We start from the raw sequence: 21,402 nt of genomic DNA, 5'->3' as shown, positions 1-21,402 counted from the left end.
AAACAGATAACCGAAACATGGAACTGGTACAGCGCTTTATCGGGCTGCCTTCGGCGCAGCGCAAGCTGTTTCTGGAGAAACTTGCATCAAAAGGCATGAGCCTGGCTCAGCTCCCAATTCCGCAGACACGTCAGAACGCAGAATGGTTGCCGCTTTCCTATGCTCAGCAGCGGCAATGGTTTCTCTGGCAATTGGAGCCGCAAAGTTCGGCCTACAACATCCCAGCGGCCCTGAGGTTCAGCGGCGAGCTGGACATCGCCGCTTTGCAGCGCAGCTTCGAGGTCCTGATCGGCCGCCATGAAATCCTGCGTACCACGTTCAGCCTGGAAGATGAGCAGGCGGTACAGGTTGTTCATGCAAGCTTGAAGTTCGAACTTGCCGTGGAATCTGTGGCGTCTCAGGAGCCGGGCATCTTGCAAGCTTGCCTGGAAGCTGAGGCCCGGCAACCCTTCGATCTGCAGCATGGGCCGCTGTTGCGTGCCAAGCTGTTGAAACTCGCTCCCCAAGAGCACGTACTGGTGCTCACGTTGCACCATATCGTTGCAGACGGCTGGTCGATGCCGGTGATGGTCGAAGACCTGCTTCGGCTTTACGAGGGGGCCAGCCAAGGGCATGACATCCAGCTGCCCCCGCTGCCCATTCAGTACGCCGACTACGCCATCTGGCAACGAGCGTGGATGGAGGCCGGTGAAAAGGACCGGCAACTGGAGTACTGGCAAGCTCAACTGGGCGACGAACAGCCTGTGCTGGAGCTGCCGACAGACCGTCCTCGTCCGGCCCTCCATAGCCAGCAAGGCGCGCGGCTGGAAATCCCACTGCCTGCCGAGCTTACCTCCTCGCTCAAACGGTTGGCGCAGCAGCAAGGTGTTACACCCTTCATGTTGCTGCTGGCCAGCTTCCAGACGTTGCTGCATCGCTATTCGGGGCAGTCGGATATACGCGTGGGTGTACCCATCGCCAACCGCAACCGTGTGGAGACGGAGCGTTTGGCAGGCTTCTTCGTCAATACCCAAGTATTGCGTGCCGAGTTTGGGTTGAACATCACCTTTGCCGAACTGCTGGAGCAGGTCAGGCAGCGTGCCCTCGGTGCCCAAGCGCATCAGGACCTGCCGTTCGAGCAACTGGTCGAGGCGTTGCAGCCTGAGCGGAGCCTAAGCCTGAGCCCGTTGTTCCAGGTGATGTACAACCACCAGTCGCAAACCCGCCAAGACACCGCTCGCACCCTTCCCGGGCTGGTGATGGAGGAACTGGCCTGGGGCAGCCATATCGCCAAGTTTGATCTGGCACTGGACACCTTTGATCATGAGTCTGGCATCAGCGCAGCATTGACCTACGCAACCGACCTGTTCGATGCACCTACCATCGAACGCATGGCCGCACACTGGGTGAACCTCCTTGCCAGTATCGTGACGCAACCGAACCAGCCTGTGGCGGGCCTGTCGATGCTTGACGGCCAGGAACTGCAACGCGTCCTTCGTGACTGGAACAGCACGCAGGCGGATTATCACGCCGATCAATGCATGCACCAGTTGTTCGAGACCCAGGCAAAGGCAACGCCTGACGCACCGGCATTGCTTTTCGCTGAGCAGGAGCTGAGCTATGCACAGCTTAACGAGCGTGCCAACCAGCTGGCGCACAGGCTCCGGCAGCAAGGCGTAGGTCCGGATGTGCTGGTAGGTATCGCCATGGAGCGTACCCCGGACATGGTCGTTGGCCTGTTGGCCATTCTCAAGGCCGGCGGCGCCTACGTGCCGCTTGACCCGGAATATCCACAGGACCGCATTGAGTACATGCTCAAGGACAGCCAGTCGATATTGCTGTTGTCCCAATCGCACCTGCTTGCGCGCATGCCCGAGGAGTTTCATGCCAGGACGTTGTTGCTTGACCAGTTGTCCTTGGCGTCCTACCCCACCACTGACCCGGTTTGCATCACACAGCCGGGCAACCTGGCGTACAGCATCTACACCTCAGGTTCCACGGGTAAGCCCAAGGGCGTGCTGATCGAGCACCGCAACGTTACTGCGCTGATCGGCTGGGCACATGGTGTTTACAGCCAGCAGGATCTGTGCGGTGTGCTTGCTTCCACGTCGATCTGCTTCGACCTGTCGGTATGGGAGCTGTTTGTCACGTTGTCGGCTGGCGGCTATGTGGTTCTGGCGGCCAACGCCCTGGAGTTGCCTCATCTGGCAGCCAAAGAGCGTGTGCAACTGATCAATACCGTGCCGTCAGCGATCAAGATGCTGCACGAGACCGGAGGCTTGCCGGCTACCGTGCGCACTATCAACCTGGCCGGGGAAGCCTTGAAGCAGTCGTTGGTCGACGACCTGTACGCCACCGGGCATGTTCAGCAGGTGTATGACCTTTACGGCCCTTCGGAAGACACTACGTATTCAACCTTCACGCTTCGTGCAGCCCATGGCAAAGCCAATATTGGCCGACCCATCGCCAACAGTTCGGTCTATCTGCTGAGTGATGCTGTTGCGCCAGTGCCGGTGGGCGTGAACGGTGAACTTTACATGGCCGGGGCAGGCTTGGCGCGTGGCTATCTGGGGCGTCCGGGGCTGACTGCCGAACGTTTCATTCCAGACCCGTTCGACGAGCAGGGTGGCGGCCGCATGTACCGTACCGGCGACCTGGCCCGTTATCAGGCGGGTGGCTTGATTGAATATGTCGGCCGTATCGATCATCAGGTGAAAATCCGCGGTTTCCGTATCGAGCTGGGTGAGATCGAGGCGCGGCTACAGGCCCATGAGACTGTACGCGAAGCGGTCCTGCTGGCGCAGGATGGCCCGTCTGGCAAGCAACTAGTGGGTTATGTCGTGCCGGTTGATGAAGCGCTGACGGGCACGCCCGCGCAACAATCGTCGCTGCGTGATGCATTGCGTTCCCGGCTCAAGCAAAACCTGCCGGAGTACATGGTACCGGCACAGTTGCTGTTCCTTGCCAAACTGCCATTGACCCCTAACGGCAAACTGGATCGCAAGGCGCTACCGCAGCCCGATGTCAGCCATTTCCAGGCCAGCCATGTAGCGCCCCGTTCGGAGCTGGAACGTGAAATTGCAGCGGTATGGGCCAGCGTGCTGAAGCTTGAAAAAGTGGGTATTACCGATAACTTCTTCGAGCTGGGCGGCGATTCGATCATTTCCTTGCAGGTGGTCAGCCGGGCGCGGCAGGCTGGCGTCCAGTTCACGCCCAAGCAGCTGTTCCAGTACCAGACAGTGCAGGGCTTGGCATCGGTTGCCCGGCTTGCTGACAACCTGGCTATCGATCAGGGCGTTGTCACGGGCTCCATGCCCCTGACGCCGGTGCAGCACTGGTTCTTCGATCAGGCGATTACCCGACCACATCACTTCAATCAGTCTGTACTGTTGGCACCCAGTGAACAGATTGATGCCCAGCGGCTGAGTGCAGCGTTGGGCTGCGTGTTACAGCACCATGATGCCCTGCGCCTGGGTTTCGATCAGGTAGCAGGGCAATGGCAAGGCACCTTCTTGGACGTGGATGCCCATGATGTTCTGTGGGATCGTTCAGTCGACGATATTGAGGCGCTTTCGCGCCTGGCTGATGAAGCTCAGGCCAGCTTTACCCTTTGCGGCCCGTTGTTGAGGGCAGTGCTCGTAACGCTTGCCGACGGCGCCCAGCGACTGTTGCTGGTTGTCCATCATCTGGTGGTGGATGGTGTGTCATGGCGCGTGTTGCTGGAGGATCTGCAAGGGGCATACCAGTTTCTTGCAGCAGGCCAGCCGGTAGCCTTGCCGGCCAAGACCAGCTCCTTCAAAGCGTGGGCCGAGCAGGTGCAACGCTACGGCAAGAGTGATGATCTGGCGCAAGAATTGGCCTATTGGCAGGATCACCTGTGTGATGCAGACGATGCCTTGCCTGTTGACAATCCGCAGGGCGGCAATCTCCAACGGGATGCTGCTTATGCCAGCTCCCACCTGGATGCGCAGTGGACTCACAAACTCTTGCATGAGGCCCCGGCTGCCTACCGCACCCAGATCAATGATTTGCTGCTGACGGCCCTCGCCCGTGTCATTTCTCGCTGGACCGGGCGTTCTCAGGTGCTGGTGCGGCTTGAGGGCCATGGCAGGGAAGATGTTTTCGATCAGATTGACCTGACGCGGACCGTGGGGTGGTTTACTAGTATCTACCCGGTGAAACTGGACGTGCAGCCGCAACTCGACAGCACGATCAAGACCATCAAGGAGCAGTTGCGCGCGGTGCCTGACAAGGGCATTGGCTATGGTCTGCTGCGTTACATGGGAAGCGATGAAAGCCAGGACATCCTTGCGCAGTTGCCAAAGGGCGAAATCGTCTTCAACTACCTGGGTCAATTCGATGGCAGTTTCGCAGATGAAAATACCTTGTTCCGACCTGCCAGGGAGTATGGTGGGGCGAATCAAAGCGAAGACGCCGCCTTGGGTAGCCTGTTGGCACTCAATGGTCAAGTTTACGCTGGCGAACTGAAAATGGGCTGGACGTTCAGCCGCGAACTGTTTGACGAGTCGACCATACAGCGTCTGGCGCAAGAATATGTCGAGGAACTCAAGCAACTGATCAGCTACTGCTGTGATGCAAGGCATCATGGCATGACGCCGTCCGATTTCCCGCTGGCTGCACTCAACCAGGCGCAGCTGGACAGCTTGCCGATCGATGCCGCCCAGGTGGCTGATATCTACCCCCTGTCGCCGATGCAGCAGGGCATGTTGTTCCACACGCTTTATGAGCAAAATGCTGGTAACTACATCAACCAGCTGCGCGTAGATGTGGAAGGCCTGCAGGTCGAGCCGTTCAAGCAAGCCTGGCAGGCCGCCTTGCAGGCGCACGGTATTCTGCGCACTGGCTTTATCTGGGAAGGCGATCTTGACCAGGCAGTACAGGTGGTGTGCCGTAGCGTTGCGCTACCTTTCGAAGAGCATGACTGGCGCGGGCAGCCTGCGCGCGAGCACGCGCTACAGGCATTGGCCGAGGGAGAGCGGCAGCGAGGCTTCCCCTTGGATGCAGCACCGTTGTTGCGGCTGGTGCTGGTGCGTACCGGCGCCGATCAGTACCACTTCATCTATACCCACCATCATATTCTGATGGATGGCTGGAGTACTTCGCGCCTGCTGGGCGAAGTGCTCCAGCGTTACACCGGCAATTGGCGGGCTAGCAGTACCACGCATTACCGCGATTACATCGGCTGGTTGCAACGCCAGGATGGCAATGCTGCCGAGACCTTCTGGAAAGGCCAGTTGGCCAACCTGCAACAACCTACACGCCTGGCTCAGGCTGTGCGTTTGCCCGTAGACGGTCGACCATCAGGCCACGCTGCGCTGCATGACATTTTTGACCGGGAGCAGACCGCTCGAATCGAAGCGTTCGCCCGCACCAATCGAGTCACCGTGAACACCTTGGTGCAATCGGCCTGGATGCTCTTGCTACAACGCTATACCGGCCAGGACACCGTTTGTTTCGGTGCCACGGTGGCCGGGCGCCCGGCTGACCTGCCAGGCGTCGAAGAGCAGATCGGGCTGTTCATCAACACGTTGCCAGTTGTTGGCTCGCCGCGCAGCGAACAGACGGTCGGGCAATGGATCAACCAGGTTCAAGCAAACAACCTGGCCATGCGCGAACTGGAGCACACACCGCTTTATGAGATCCAGCGCTGGGCCGGCGCTGGGGGGGAAGCGCTGTTCGACAACATCCTGGTGTTCGAGAACTATCCCGTTTCCGAAGCCCTGCAACAGGGGGCGCCCAGCGGCCTTCGTTTTGGCGAGGTAGACAATGTCGAGCAAACCAACTACCCGTTGAGCGTGGCAGTAGGGCTGGGCAACGTACTTTCCATCCGCTACACCTATGATCGTGCGTTGTGGAATGAAATTGCCATTCAAGGTGTTGCCGGGCATCTGCGTAATGTACTTCAGGCGTTGGTCGAGGATGCGAACAGGCCGGTGAGTGAGTTGCCGCTGCTTGATGAACAGCAGCAGCGCCTGGTAGTCGAGCAATGGAACCGTTGCCAGCCAACCGCCACGGACGGGCTCAGCGTCAGTGCCTTGATCGAGGCGCAGGTGGCACGGACTCCACAGGCACAAGCTGTGCGCTTTGCCGATGAATCGCTCACTTATCAGGGGTTGAACGACCGGGCCAATCAGTTGGCCCATGAGCTACGTGCGCTGGGCGTTGGCCCTGATGTGCTGGTGGGCATCGCCATGGAGCGAGGCCTGGACCTGGTCGTGGGCTTGCTGGCGATTCTGAAGGCCGGGGGCGCTTATGTGCCTATGGACCCGGAATACCCGCGTGAGCGCCTGACCTACATGCTTGAAGACAGCGGCGTGCATTTGCTGCTGACCAACCACGCCTGCCAGGCGAAACTGCCGGTGCCCGATCAGGTTGAATGCGTGTTGGTCGACCATGGCGCGCTTCGCATGGCTGAGGCCCCTGGCAATCTGCCAAACGTGACCGAACCCGGCAACCTTGCCTACATGATCTATACATCAGGGTCCACGGGTAGGCCGAAAGGTGCTGGTATTGATCAGCAGGCACTTTGCTCCCGCTTGTTATGGATGCAAGCGGCCTATGCGCTTGGGGAAGACGACGTGGTGCTGCAAAAGACCTCGTTCAGCTTTGATGTATCGGTGTGGGAGCTGTTGTGGCCGCTGACCTGTGGTGCCAGGTTGCTGTTGTCCCGTCAGGGTGATCAACGTGATCCGGCGTTGTTGATCGAGCTGATTCGTACCCATGGCGTGACCACCCTGCACTTTATTCCTTCCATGCTCAGAAACTTCCTGGAGGCCGAGGGGCTGGCCCAGTGCCACAGCCTCAAACGCCTGTTTTCAGGCGGGGAGGCGTTGTCCAGTGACTTGCTGAACAAGGCCCTTGAGTGCCTGCCGCATGTGCAGATCTACAACCGCTATGGGCCGGTGGAGGCAACCATCAACGCGACTCACAGCCAGGCTTTGAGTGCAAGAAATGGCGATGTCGAGATCGGTAATGCGCTTCCTGATACACGCATTCTGATTCTTGACGCAGGGTTGCAGCCTGTACCTGTTGGTGTCTGCGGTGAGCTCTATATTGGTGGCAAGGCGCTGGCGCGGGGCTACCATCGCAAGGCGCTGCTCAGCGCCGAACGTTTTGTTCCCGATCCGTTCGCACAGCACAGCGGTGACCGGCTTTATCGTACGGGTGACTTGGCCCGCTATCGCGTCGACGGTGCAGTGGAGTATGTGGGCCGGATCGACCATCAGGTGAAGATCCGAGGTTTCCGGATCGAACTCGGTGAAATCGAGGCATGCTTGCAGGAGCATGCAAGCGTTCTCCACGCCGTGGTGGTGGCGCAACCTGGCCCGCAGGGCCATCAACTGGTTGGCTATGTAGTGCCTGCCCCCTCGGCCGGGCCTGAGATCGATGACGGGCAGTTGGCAGAGCTGCGCGATGCGCTTCGTAGCATCCTCAAAGCGAGCCTGCCTGACTACATGGTTCCAACGCACCTGATGTTTTTGCAGCAACTGCCGCTTTCTCCAAATGGCAAGTTGGACCGCAAGGCGCTGCCGCAGCCCGACGCCAGCCTTCTGCAGGCAGATTACGTGGCGCCGCAATCGCAGCTGGAGAAACAGCTCGCTGCCATCTGGGCGGATGTCTTGAAGCTCGAAAAGGTGGGGCTGACAGACAACTTCTTCGAGCTGGGCGGGGATTCGATCATCTCGCTTCAGGTCGTCAGCCGTGCCCGCCTGGCGGGCGTGCAATTCACACCCAAGGAGTTGTTCGAGCATCAAACCGTGCAGGCGCTGGCAGCGGTAGCCCGGCGTTCGACGGGCCTGGTTATAGACCAGGGGCCGGTAACCGGAAGCATGCCCTTGACGCCGGTACAACGGCGATTCTTTGCGGTAGAGATACCTGCGCGGCACCACTGGAACCAGTCGGTGCTTTTGCGTCCGGGCGCGCCTCTGGATATGTCCACCCTCACCACTGCCCTGCAAGCCTTGCTCGACCATCACGATGCGTTGCGTTTGCGCTTTGAGTGTACCGAGGGCGACTGGTCGGCACACTTTGCTCCCCAGCAGGCGCAGGCGGTCATTTGGCAACGCGCTCTTGAAAGTGTCGAACAGCTCCATGCGCTCGCCAACGAGGCGCAGCGAAGTTTGAGCCTGGAGCATGGGCCGATGTTGCGCGTGTTGCTGGTGACGTTGCCCGATGCCAGCCAACGGCTGTTGTTGGCCATCCACCATCTGGTGGTGGATGGCGTGTCCTGGCGAGTACTGCTTGAAGACTTGCAGCAGGCTTACCAGGCAGTCAACGCCGGGCAGCCTGTGAAACTGCCAGCCAAGACAAGCGCCTTCAAGGCTTGGTCGCAGCGCCTGCATGCGTATGCGGGTAGTGCTGAACTGCAACGTGAAATGGCCTACTGGCAAGCCAGCTTGCAAGGCATCGGAAGTGCCCCATTACCAGTGGATCATGCCGCGGGCCGCAACCTGGCCAAATATGCCACTTCGGTGGCGACCCAGCTCGACCCGACATATACCCGCCAGCTGTTGCAGGAAGCCCCTGCGGCTTACCGCACGCAGATCAACGACCTGCTGCTGACTGCATTGGCCCGGGTTGTTGCCCGCTGGATCGGGCAACCTGAGGTGGTCATCCGGCTGGAAGGGCATGGGCGCGAAGACCTGTTCGACGACATCGATGTAACCCGAACGGTCGGGTGGTTCACCAGCATTTACCCGGTGAAGTTGAAGCCCATCACGCAAATGGCTGCCTCGATCAAGGCTGTCAAGGAACAACTCCGGGCTGTGCCAGACAAGGGCGTAGGTTATGGCGTACTCCGTTACCTTGGGGGGGAGGAACAGCAGCGTGCGCTGGAGCTGTTGCCTCAAGGAGATATCGTTTTCAACTACCTCGGGCAGTTCGATGGCAGCTTTGCAGATGAGGCGGCATTCCTGGTTCCGGCAACCGAGCGATGTGGTGAAGGCCAGGATGAAAACACGCCTCTGAGCAGCCTCCTGGCCATCAATGGCCAGGTTTATGCTGGTGAGCTGAAGCTGAGCTGGACCTTCAGCCGGGAAGTGTTCGAGGAGTCGACGGTTCAATACCTGGCCGATGAACTCGCCCAGGAACTCAAGGCTGTGATTACTCATTGTTGTAAGGCGGAGCATCATGGTGTTACACCTTCGGACTTCCCGCTGGCCGGGCTGACCCAGGCACAACTGGACAGCCTGCCGCTGCCTGCCGCCGAGATCGCCGATGTCTATCCGTTGGCGCCGATGCAGCAAGGCATGCTCTTCCACACGTTGTTTGACCAACAGGCCGGCAACTACATCAACCAGCTGCGCGTGGACGTGCACGGGCTGGATGTGCAGCGCTTCAAGCAGGCCTGGCAGGCCACTTTCGATGCCCACGACATCCTGCGTACCGGCTTCCTCATGCAGGGCGAGCTGGACCAGGCGGTGCAGGTGGTACGCAAGACGGTCGAGCTGCCATTCAGCGAGCACGACTGGCGCGGCCAACCGGCGCTGGAGCAGGCCTTGCAGGCGTTGGCCGAAGGCGAGCGCCAGCGCGGCTTTGACCTGGCCGCAGCGCCATTGCTGCGCCTGGTACTGGTACGCACGGGCGATGACAGCCACCAGCTGATCTACACCAACCACCATATCCTCATGGACGGCTGGAGCACCTCGCGCTTGCTGGGTGAAGTGCTGCAACGCTATGCCGGGGTGGTGCCACAAGCGCAGGCCACTCATTACCGTGACTACATAGCCTGGCTGCAAGGCCAGGATGCCGCCGTGGCAGAAGCCTTCTGGAAGGCCCAGCTGGCTTCCCTCGATGAGCCGACCCGTTTGGCTCAGGCCATCGCCGGCAGCGCAGGTGCTGGCGGCAGCGGCTACGGCGACCGTCGCCTGGCCTTCGACCGCGAGCAGACCGCACGCATCGAAGCCTTCGCCCGGGCCAACCGGGTCACGGTCAACACCTTGGTGCAATCGGCCTGGCTGCTGCTGTTGCAGCGTTGCACCGGCCAGGCCAGCGTGTGCTTCGGCGCCACGGTCGCCGGCCGCCCGGCAGACCTGCCCGGCGTGGAAGAGCAGATTGGCCTGTTCATCAACACCCTGCCGGTGATCGGTGCACCGCGTGCCGAGCAGACTGTAGCCGAGTGGATCGGCCAGGTGCAGGCTGGCAACCTGGCTGTGCGCGAATTCGAGCACACCCCGCTGTACGACGTGCAGCGCTGGGCGGGGCAGGGCGGTGACGCGCTGTTCGACAGCATCCTGGTGTTCGAGAACTACCCGGTGTCCGAGGCGCTGCAACAAGGCGCGCCCGGTGGCCTGCGCTTTGGCGAGGTGGCCGTACAGGAGCAGACCAACTACCCGCTGACCCTGGTGGTGGAACTGGGCGCGACCCTGTCGATGCAGTACAGCCATGACCGTACGTTGTGGAGCGACGACACCATTGACTGTTTGGCGGGCTACTTCAGCAACCTGCTTGAGGCGCTAACTGAAAACGCTGATGCACTGGTCGGTGAACTGCCAATGCTGGCCCAGGCAGAACGGCAACTGATGATCGAAGGCTGGAACCACACCCAAGCGGCCTATCCGAACGAGCGCAGCATTCATTCGTTGATCGAAGCTCAGGTATTCGCCACCCCGGACGCTCCGGCACTGGTGTTTGGCGAGCAGGCTCTGAGCTACGCTGAGCTCAACCGCCGTGCCAACCAACTGGCGCACAAGCTGCGCGAACTAGGCGTTGGCCCGGATGCGCTGGTGGGCATCGCCATGGAGCGCAGCCTGGAGATGGTCATTGGCTTGCTGGGGATTGTGAAGGCAGGCGGCGCCTACGTGCCGCTGGACCCGGAGTACCCACAGGACCGCCTGGCCTACATGTTTGAAGACAGCGGTATCGCCTTGCTGCTGACCCAGTCGCATCTGCGTGACAACCTGCCGATTCCGGCCGGCCTGCGCAGCCTGGACCTGGATGTCGAAGACCTCAGCGGCTTCAGCGATGCCAACCCGGCCGTCGATGTGGCGCCGCTGAACCTCGCCTACGTGATCTACACCTCCGGCTCCACCGGCCGCCCGAAAGGTGCCGGCAACAGTCACCAGGCCCTGGTCAACCGCCTGTGGTGGATGCAGAAGGCCTACGGCCTGGACGCCAGCGACAGCGTGCTGCAGAAAACCCCGTTCAGCTTCGACGTGTCGGTGTGGGAATTCTTCTGGCCGTTGATGACCGGCGCGCGCTTGGTGGTGGCCCAGCCAGGGGCGCACCGCGACCCGCAACTGCTGGTCGACACCATCAACCACCATGGCATCAGCACCCTGCACTTCGTACCGTCGATGCTGCAGGCGTTCATGACCCACGAAGCGGTCGAAAGCTGCACCACCCTCAAGCGCGTGGTGTGCAGCGGTGAAGCACTGCCGGCCGAGCTGGCGCGTCAAACCCTGCAACGCCTGCCGGCAGCGGGCCTGTACAACCTGTACGGCCCGACCGAAGCGGCCATCGACGTGACCCACTGGACCTGCCAGCCGGACGAAAGCATCAGCGTGCCGATCGGCCAGCCGATCGATAATCTCAAGACCCACATCCTGGAAGGCAGCCTGCAGCCAGCCGTGCGCGGCAGTGCGGGCGAGCTGTACCTGGGCGGGGTCGGCCTGGCTCGCGGCTACCACCAGCGCCCATCGCTGACCGCCGAACGCTTCGTGCCGGACCCGTTCAGTGATAACGGCGGGCGCCTGTACCGCACCGGTGACTTGGCGCGCTACCGCGCCGACGGCGTGATCGACTACGCCGGTCGTATCGACCATCAGGTGAAGATCCGCGGTTTGCGGATTGAGCTCGGCGAGATCGAAGCGCGCCTGCTGGAACTGCCGAGCGTGCAGGAAGCGGTGGTGCTGGCGCAGGACGGACCGAGCGGCAAGCAGTTGGTGGGCTATGTGGTGCCTGTCGACAACACGCAAGATGAAAGCGCGCTGCGCGACAGCCTGCGTGAGGCGCTCAAGGCCGGTTTGCCGGATTACATGGTGCCGGCTCACTTGTTGCTGCTCGACAAGCTGCCAGTGACACCGAACGGCAAACTGGACCGCAAGGCCCTGCCGCAGCCGGATGCCAGCCAGTTGCAGGGTGAATACGTTGCGCCGCAAAGCGAGCTGGAGCAGCAGTTAGCGGCGATCTGGGCGGATGTGCTGAAACTGGAGAGGGTCGGTCTGACCGACAACTTCTTCGAGCTAGGTGGCGATTCCATCATTTCGTTGCAGGTGGTAAGCCGTGCACGTCTGCAGGACATTCAGTTCACACCCAAAGAGTTGTTCGAAAACCAGACGGTCCAAAGGTTGGCGGCGATCGCGCGACGCAACGTGCGTAGTGCTGTCGATCAAGGGAAGGTTTCTGGCAGCATGCCATTGACTCCGATCCAACAATGGTTCTTCGCCGAAGACATCCCTCAGCGTCAGCACTGGAACCAGTCCGTACTGTTGCAGCCGAGTGAAATACTGCATAGCGAAACCTTGGGTGCCGCATTGTCCGCGCTGGTGGAGCATCACGATGCATTGCGCTTGAGTTTCGACCAAAGCGAAAGCGGCTGGCATGCGGCGTTCAAGGAGGCTCCCCAAGCATTGCTGTGGACGCGTTCGGTAACGGATGCCAGCCAATTGTCGCTGGTGACCGAGCAGGCGCAGCGCAGCTTGAACCTTGAGCAGGGGCCACTCTTGCGCGCAGTGCTCATCGACCTGGCCGACGGTGGGCAACGCCTGCTGCTGGTGATCCACCACCTGGTCGTTGACGGTGTCTCGTGGCGCGTACTGCTAGCAGATCTGCAACAGGTTTACCTGGCGCTGCGGGACGGTCAACCGCTGAACCTGCCGGAGAAGACCAGTTCGTTCAAAGCCTGGGGGCAGCAATTGCGGGACTACGCGGCGAGCCCGCAGCTAGTGGCGCAAATGGACTACTGGCAGGCGCAGTTGCAAGGTACGAGCGATGCGCTGCCGTGCGACAACCCGCAAGGCGGCAATCTGCAAAAACACGCTGCCTCGGTCAGCAGCTGTCTGGACCGTGAGCGCACACGTCAACTGCTTCAGGTTGCTCCTGCGGCATACCGCACCCAGATCAACGACCTGTTGCTGACTGCATTGGCCCGAGTGGTTTGCCGCTGGACTGCACATCCGCAGCTGCTGGTTCGCATGGAAGGTCATGGTCGTGAAGACTTGTTCGAGGGTATCGACCTCAGCCGGACGGTGGGTTGGTTCACCAGCATGTACCCGGTAAACCTGCACCCACAGCGTGGCATGGGGGATTCGATCAAGGCGATCAAGGAGCAACTTCGGGCGGTGCCGGACAAGGGCATGGGTTATGGGCTGCTGCGTTACCTGGGCGATGAGCAGGCACGCAATACGTTGGTGCAGCTACCGCATGGCGAAGTCGTGTTCAATTACCTTGGCCAGTTCGATGGTAGCTTTGATGCATCCTCTGCTCTATTCGTGCCGGCCAAGGAATACCCAGGGGCACCTCAGGATAAGTCCGCGCCACTGGCAAGCATGCTAACGATAAATGGCCAGGTATACGGCGGTGAGCTCAAGTTGAACTGGAGCTTCAGCCGGGATCGGTTCGCGCCGGCCACACTGCAGCGCTTGGCCGATGACTATGTGACCGAACTCAACGCATTGATCGAGCATTGCTGCCTTCAACAGCACACCGGTGTCACACCTTCGGACTTCCCGCTCGCTGGCCTGAACCAATCTCAACTGGACAGCTTGCCAGTACCTGTTCAACAGGTCGCTGATATCTATCCGTTGTCGCCGATGCAGCAAGGGATGTTGTTCTATACCCTGCAGGGATCGGAGAGCGGGCTGTACATCAATCAGACCTCGGTGGAAGTGGCCGGGCTCGAGATTGATCGTTTCATTACGGCCTGGAATCAGGTGATCGTGCGTCATGACATTTTGCGCACCGGGTTCTGGCTTTCACCCATGCTGGCCGAGCCACTTCAGGTGGTGCACCGCCAGGCCGAATTGCCAACGCGGGTCCTGGACTGGCGTGGGCGTGAGGTGAGCACTGACGATCTGCAAGCCTTGGCAGCGGATGAAACGGCGCAAGGTTTCGATCTGATGAGTGCGCCATTGATGAGACTGACACTGGTCAGGCTCGACGATGAGCGTTTGCATCTGATCTGGACGCGACACCATATCCTCATGGACGGCTGGAGCAACTCGCGCCTACTGGGTGAAGTTCTGCAGTGTTACCACGGTCAAGGGTCGAGTGTGCCGGTCACGCGCTTTGCAGAGTACATTCGCTGGCTCGCCCGCCAGCCGCAGGCTGCATTGCAGGCGTTCTGGTCGGGCAAGCTTCGCGAACTCGAAAGCCCGACCCTGTTGGCAGGGACGGTTGCCCCGTATGCCGACAGCAAACTTGAGGGTCACGATGCGTTGTACCTGCACTGGGATGCCGCGAAGACCTCGCGCCTGCGCCAGCAGGCACAGCGTTTGCGGGTAACCCCGAACACCCTCATTCAGGCCGCCTGGCTGTTATTGCTGCAACGCTATACCGGCCAGTCCAGCGTCTGCTTCGGCGCAACGGTTGCGGGGCGGCCGGCGGGACTGGCGGGTTCGGATGAAATGCTGGGCCTGTTCATCAATACCCTGCCCGTGGTCCAGGCTCCACAACCGGACGTAGTGGTGTCTGACTGGTTGCAACAATTGCAGGCCTACAATTTGGAGTTGCGCGACCATGAACATGCAGCGCTGGCGGACGTACAACGCTGGGCCGGGCAACCGGGGCAGGCGTTGTTCGACAGTATCGTGGTCTTTGAAAACTACCCCGTGGATGAGCGTTTGCGCGAAAGCGCCGATAGCACCCTGCGGTTCGGTGAAGTCAGCAACCGTGATGTGACCAACTTCGCCATGGACCTGGCCGTACACCTGAGCGAGACCTTGTCGGTCGAGTTCCTCTACCTGCGAAGCCGCTTCACCCAAGCGGCCACCGATGCCATACGCGGTAGCTTCGAGTCTTTGCTCACGGCCATGCTGGATAATCCCCGGGCCGCCATCGGCAGCCTTGGCATGCTCACTTCGGCCCAGGTGCAGCAGACGGTCGCGCGTAATCGGCTGCCGGCCGGCGAAAGCAGCATGCTGCACCTTGCCGGGCAAGTCGCGCGGCATGCCTTCGAACGTCCACACGCATTGGCCGTGAGTTGCGGTGAGCAGGTATTGACCTACGCCGAGCTGGATCATCGTGCCAACCGATTGGCGCATCATCTGACAAGCCTGGGGGCACGCCCTGAAGTCACGGTCGGGATCGCCCTGGAACGGTCAGTGGACGTGATCGTGGCATTCCTCGCAGTGATGAAGACCGGCGCCGCCTACGTGCCGCTGGATATAGACTATCCGCAGGACCGTCTGCAGTGGATTGTCGAAGACTCCGCCATGCATCTGCTAGTCACCAGCAGTGGCTTGCGTGAGCGCTTTGCCCAGGTTCGCAGCTGTGTTGAGCTCGACCTGCTGACAGGTCTTGAACTACCTGACAGCGCGCCGCAGGTGCAGGTGCAGGATGACAACCTGGCTTACCTGATCTATACCTCCGGCTCTACCGGCAAGCCAAAGGGTGTGGCCGTGAGCCATGGGCAGATACGCATGCATTGCCAGGCTATCGCCCAGTTGTATGAGATGGATACAGCGACCCGCGAGCTGCTGTTCATGTCGTTTGCATTCGACGGTGCTCAGGAACGCTGGCTCTCGACCTTGTCGAGTGGTGGCAGCCTCGTGGTACGCGACAACCGTTTGTGGACGGCCGAAGAAACCTGGCAGGTGTTGCATGCGCAGCGCATCGATATTGCCTGCTTCCCGCCAGCTTATCTGCAGCAGTTGGCAGAATTCGCCGAAGCATCGACGCAGGCTGCACCACCGGTGCGAATCTACTGCTTTGGCGGTGATGCCGTGCCTGATGCGCTGTTCGAGCTGGTCAAGCGTACGTTGCGTCCTCAATACCTGACCAATGGCTACGGGCCGACAGAAACGGTCGTCACGCCCCTGTTGTGGAAGGTATCGGCGCAGCAGTCGTGCGAAGCGGTCTATGCACCGATCGGTGAACGGGTCGGTCTGCGTACCCTGCATGTACTCGACCAGGACCTGAACCCGTTGCCTGACGGCGTCGCCGGCGAGCTCTACATCGGTGGCGAGGGGGTGGCGCGAGGCTATCACCAACGCCCGGCGCTGACGGCTGAACGCTTTGTCGCAGACCCGTTCAACCCAGGCTCACGTCTGTATCGCACGGGAGATCGGGTACGCCGTCGTGCCAATGGGGTCATTGACTTCATCGGTAGGCTGGACAACCAGTTGAAGGTCCGTGGGTTCCGTATCGAGCCGGGAGAGATTGAAGCCCGTCTGCGCAACCTTCCTGATGTCAAGGATGCGGTGGTCGTGGCCCGCGAGGTCGCCAACGGCAAGCAACTGGTGGGCTATGTGGTGTCAGCAAACGCGATGGTAATGTCGGCGCAGTTGCGTGATGCGATGCGTGCCGAGCTGCCCGATTACATGGTGCCAGCACATGTTGTCCTGCTTGCGTCGATGCCACTTACACCAAACGGCAAGATCGACCGTAACGCACTGCCCGCCCCCGAAGCTACCGGGCAGCGCAAGCGTGTGGCACCACGCAATGATATCGAGCGTGTACTGGCGCGTATCTGGCAGGAGGTGTTGGAGGTTGACCAAGTCGGGGTCGACGACAACTTCTTCGAGCTTGGTGGTGACTCGTTGCGGGTGCTGAAGATGCTGTCCAAGGTACGCGCGCACGAAGATCTGCCCATCGAGTTGAAGTTGCGCGATGTCATGGCCAAGCCGACTATTGGCGAACTTTCGGGCTTCACTATCGCAGGAAATGACCTTGACCCGCTCTTGCTGCTCAACAGCCGAGTGGCCGATGCCACACCGTTGTTCTGCCTGCACGCAGGCTTCGGCACGGTATTTGACTACGAGCCGCTGGCGCGTCGCCTGGATGGCCATTGCAGTGTCTACGGCTTGCAGTGCCGCATGTTCCTGGATCGTGATTGGGAAGACGACTCCCTGGAGTCGATGGCCATTGACTACGCCCAGTACATCCGCCAGAAACAACCTGAGGGCCCTTATCGACTGATGGGTTGGTCGCTGGGTGGATCACTGGCGGTGATGGTTGCTCGTGAACTGGAAAACCAAGGGCAGCAAGTAGCGGCGCTAGGCCTGGTTGACAGCTTCATGCCCAAGCCAGAGGTCGTACCGGCTGAAGGCGACTGGGGTAATGATTTGCGTGGTTTCCTGAGCGTGGTCCTGGGCATTGCGAAGGAGCAACTGCCCGCGGGGGTGGTGCCTGTCGATACCGAGGCGGCTGCCCTGGAACAAATGGTCCAACAATGGCGCGCCGATCATTGCGAGCAATCGGCCTATGCCGATATCAGCAGCGGCGAGTTGGCCCATACTTTCGTCGTTGCCATGCGATTAAAGGCGCTGTCCTCACAGATCAGCGGTTTGCCGAGCACCTCGGCACAGGCCTCATGCTGGTGGGCGGGCGACACCGTCAGCCCGTACTGGACCCGCCGTAGTACCGTTAATGTGGCTATCAACGCCGGGCATTACGACATCCTCAAACACCCGGAAGTGATTGATGGCCTGGTGACAATGGTGCAAGAGGTAGACAAGGTAAGTGACTGAGGGAGCATGCCCCTGAACCACGGGCTTTGCCTGGGCTCAGCAACCTGCGGTGTCATTCGTCAAGGATGATTCCGCAGGTTTTTTTTGCTTCGGCTGCGGGTGCAGCCCTGCCGCTATCCTGGTAGGGCAGGCTTGTTGCCCCTTGGCGGATACTGATTGCCGGTACCGGGTAAAAAAAACGCCCTTCACGAAGAAGGGCGCTGTTCACACTGGCTTGCAGGATCAGAAATCGTAGCGGACATCGAGTGTTGCATTACGTGGTGCACCGTAGTGACCGTAGCTGCCGGCCATGCCGGAGTAGTATTTTTCGTCAAACAGGTTGTTGACGTTGACGGTAGCCGCCAGGTGTTCGGTGACCTGGTAGCGAGCCATGAGGTTGACGACGGCATAATCGTCATCCTTGGCCTTTGCGTTGTTGATGTTGGTAAAGGTCAGCGATTTGCTCGAATCCCAGTTCACGCCACCGCCTATCGTTAACTTGTCCCAATCGCCTTTGAGGTGATAGGTGGTCCACAGGCGGAAGGTGTCCATGGGCAATTGCGTGGTCAGGCGCTCCCCATCGGCATCCTTGGTTTTGGCATGGCTATAACCTGTCTGTACGTTCCAGCCCGGTGCGATCTCACCCGTGACTTCAAGATCGAAGCCCTTGGTCTTGGCCCCGTCGACTGCGCGATAGGCCGATGAGCCGGTTGGAGTGAGCTGGCCAGGATCGAGTTCGGCAAAATTGTCGCGCTCGACCATGAATACAGCAGCGCTGGTGTTAAGCCGGCCCTGGAAGAACTCGCCTTTCCAGCCAGCTTCGTAGTTCTTGCCGACAACCGGCTCGAGGACTTTGCCATCCTTGTCCATCGAAGTTTGCGGCTTGAAGATGTCGGTGTAGCTGAAGTACACGGATTGTTCAGGCGTCAGGTCATAGATCAAACCTGCGTACGGCGTTACCTGACCGGTTTCACGCATCTTGCTGACCGTATTGGTGTTGGCGATCAGGGATGTCAGGTCGGAGTCGTAGGTGTACTGCGAAACTCGGGCACCAAGCAGCAGGTGCAGATCATCGGTGACGTTGAAACGGTTGGCCACGTAGTAGCCGCTCTGGCGTGTCTTGATGTTGAAAATCAAGGATGGACGGTAGCCGTCGCGTGCCAGGTAGTTGTCCCAAGTGTAGAAGTTGAAGGTGGCGATCCCGCCCGTCTGGGAGCGGTGGTCATTCTCGTATTCAGAGTAGTTGTAGCCCAGTACCAGATCATGGCTGCGGCCGAACAGGTCGTAGGTGCCAGCGAGATTGACGTCCAGGCCTTTTTGCGTTTGGTCGGCAGAAATCTTGGCCCGCTCGGCGCTTGCCGAACCGGTTGCTTCGTTCAGGTAAGTGACACCCGACGTGCTCCGATACCATCCCAAGTCTGCGTCTCGGTCCACATCCATGTAGTTGGCCACTACCCGCAGCTTCCAGTCGTTCACCAACTGCTGCTCCAGGGTAGCGGTGTAGTTCATGGTCTCGAAATCATCGTACATCCACCGTGCGCCAGAACTGGTGGAGCGGGAGAAATCGGTCTGCTTGCCATTGGTGAACAGCAAAGGAACGCCAGGCGAGCCAGTTGAGCGGTATTTCTGGTAGTCGACGCCAAAACGTACCAGGGTCGTGTCGGTCACATCGGCCTCGACGACGCCATAAAAGATTTCGCGTTTCTGGTCGTACCAGTCCATGAATGTGTGGTTGTCTTGCTTGGCCGCAACCATGCGCCCTCGCACATTGCCAGTTTCAGTCAACGGGCCAGAGACATCGGCTTCGCTGCGGTAATTGTCCCAGGAGCCTACGCTGCCCTTGATATAAGACTTGAACTCATGGGTTGGTTTTTTGCGGATCAGGTTGATGACTCCGCCGGGTTCGCCTGCCCCTGTCATGAGGCCTGTGGCGCCGCGGACGATCTCTACCCGGTCGTACAACGCCATGTCCAACAGTGTGCTGGGCATGTTGCGCGTCTGGTTCTCTTGGCTGGTATTGACGCCATCGAACTGGTAGGTGTCGATGGCGCTGCCACGCGAATAGACGTTGAAACGTTCCCCGCCGTCTTGGGAAATGGTGATACCTGGCGTCTGTTTCAGTACGTCGGTAATAGCGCCCAGATGCTGGTCATCCATGCGCTGACGGGTGACAACGGTGATCGATTGCGGTGTTTCACGAAGCGACAGGTTCATTTTCGTGGCCGTGCTTGTCACGCCCGTCGTGTAAGAGCCTGTGCCTTCGGTGGTTGCGTCTAGGCCGACGCTATTGACGTTAGTCGCCGAAAGCTCGACCTGGCCGTCCTTTGCGGCAGAGCCCGCCGTTACCGTCACCGTATTGCCGTCGATCTGATAACGCAGCCCACTGCCGCCCAGCAGGATGCGCAGCGATGTCGCGAGGTCGTGACGGCCCTTAAGTGCCGAGGACTGCAAGCCACCGATGTCCTCCGGGCTGTACAGCAACTGCGTATCCGTCTCCTTGGCCAGCGCCTGCAACGCCGAGTTCATCGACTGCGCGGGAATATCCAGCGCCCATTCCTGCGCCTGCGCCTGCACCTGGGCAACCATCGCAGTGGACAACGCCAGCCCCAGGCCTACGCGCGACAACACGTGCCGGGGCCGAAGGGAATGACGGATCAGTAACGCTTTTGCAAGCGGGTTGAGCGGGCCGGGCAAGGACTTGGACATCTATTGCGGTCTCGTTGGCAGAAGGGTTTTTTAATGTCAGCTATGTGACGCAGCACCTGTGAAAAACCGGAACGATTCTTATTGGCTATTTTTTTCACCAGTGCTGCGTTAACCGCGTCACAACTTCACAGTTCACGTGCTACGCGAAAACCGAGAAAGTCGCCGCGGGTTGTCTTGAGGCGGTCATTGCGGTTGGCCGAGCGGGAGAAAATTGGCGGCTCGCCCCAGTCGTTGCCACGCATGTGCGCGCGGATACATTTCGGGTCCTGAACCCAGGCGCTGCCGTCGGCGGGGGCGCCTTCATAGCTTTCGTGGTAGCAGTCGGCAACCCATTCGTAGACGTTGCCGTGCATGTCGTACATGCCAAAGGCATTGGCCGGGTAGCTGCCCACTGGGGCTGTGTAGGTGTAGCCATCGCGAGGGCCGTAGGTGTTGGCGTGCTTGCTGATTTCGTACTTGCCCGGCTCGTCGAAGGGGAAGGGGAACGGACCGGTGGAGCCGCCGCGGGCGGCGTATTCGCGCTCGGCCTCGCTGACCATGCGGTAGGGCTTGCCGGTGGTCTTGGCCAGCCACTGGGTGTAGGCCTGTACTTCGTCGTAGTCCACGCACACAGCCGGCTGGCGGGGCCCTTGCTTGTAGGTCGGCTTGCTGGCCTCGCACCAGCGGCCGGGGCGGTCGTCGCCGCTCTTGATGACGGTGCCGGTGGCCTTGATGTAGGCGTCCAACTCGGCGGCGGTAACCTGGTAGCGGCTCATGGCGAAGGGCTTGGCGAAGGTCACGGTGTGCAGCGGGCCTTCGTCAGGCTGGCGGCCGACTTCGTCGTCGGGGGCGCCCATCACGTAGCTGCCGGGGGGTAGCACGACCATTTCCGGGCAGTCCTTGCAGTCCTTGAATATATCGCCGGGCTTGGCGGCGTGGGCGTAGGCGCTGACCAGCAGCAGGCAGGTGATCTGGGCTGGCCGGTAGAGCCAGGCTTTTGCGTTCATGGGTGATCCTCGGAACGGGTGAATGCGTGCTGCGTTTCGCATTCAGACGAGCCGGAGCGGTGGAAAATTAACCAGTGGCCAATCGGATGTGGCCTGTGTAGGAG

The 21,402-nt window shown here is 60.2% G+C and carries 3 protein-coding genes; 1 reads left to right on the top strand and 2 read right to left on the bottom strand.

Going from position 1 to position 21,402, the window contains the following annotated elements; all coding sequences use genetic code 11:
- Positions 1-17 precede the first annotated feature (17 nt).
- Positions 18-17,627: a non-ribosomal peptide synthase/polyketide synthase gene (locus tag MRBLPB4O_RS21220; protein WP_341796513.1), complete on the top strand. Its 17,610-nt coding sequence runs from the start codon at positions 18-20 to the stop codon at positions 17,625-17,627.
- Positions 17,628-17,849: 222 nt separating this feature from the next.
- Here MRBLPB4O_RS21220 and MRBLPB4O_RS21215 read toward each other — a convergent pair whose 3' ends face one another.
- The gene (locus MRBLPB4O_RS21215) at positions 17,850-20,312 is read right to left on the bottom strand and encodes a TonB-dependent siderophore receptor (RefSeq protein WP_341796512.1); all 2,463 of its coding nucleotides are present in this window, start codon (positions 20,310-20,312) and stop codon (positions 17,850-17,852) included.
- A 125-nt stretch (positions 20,313-20,437) separates the two neighbouring features.
- Positions 20,438-21,298: a formylglycine-generating enzyme family protein gene (locus tag MRBLPB4O_RS21210; RefSeq protein WP_341796511.1), complete on the bottom strand. Its 861-nt coding sequence runs from the start codon at positions 21,296-21,298 to the stop codon at positions 20,438-20,440.
- Between the last annotated feature and the right edge of the window lie 104 nt (positions 21,299-21,402).

The organism is Pseudomonas sp. LPB4.O (assembly GCF_038383825.1).
Classification (GTDB): Bacteria; Pseudomonadota; Gammaproteobacteria; order Pseudomonadales; family Pseudomonadaceae; genus Aquipseudomonas; species Aquipseudomonas putida.
The sequence above is the reverse complement of the archived record's forward strand: the minus strand, read 5'-3'. Positions and strand labels throughout refer to the sequence as shown.

What these genes read in the sequence shown, in the direction of transcription:
- MRBLPB4O_RS21220 (WP_341796513.1), top strand. Translation starts at nt 18, where the DNA reads ATGGAACTGGTACAGCGCTTTATCGGGCTGCCTTCGGCGCAGCGCAAG.
- MRBLPB4O_RS21215 (WP_341796512.1), bottom strand. Translation starts at nt 20,312, where the DNA reads ATGTCCAAGTCCTTGCCCGGCCCGCTCAACCCGCTTGCAAAAGCGTTA.
- MRBLPB4O_RS21210 (WP_341796511.1), bottom strand. Translation starts at nt 21,298, where the DNA reads ATGAACGCAAAAGCCTGGCTCTACCGGCCAGCCCAGATCACCTGCCTG.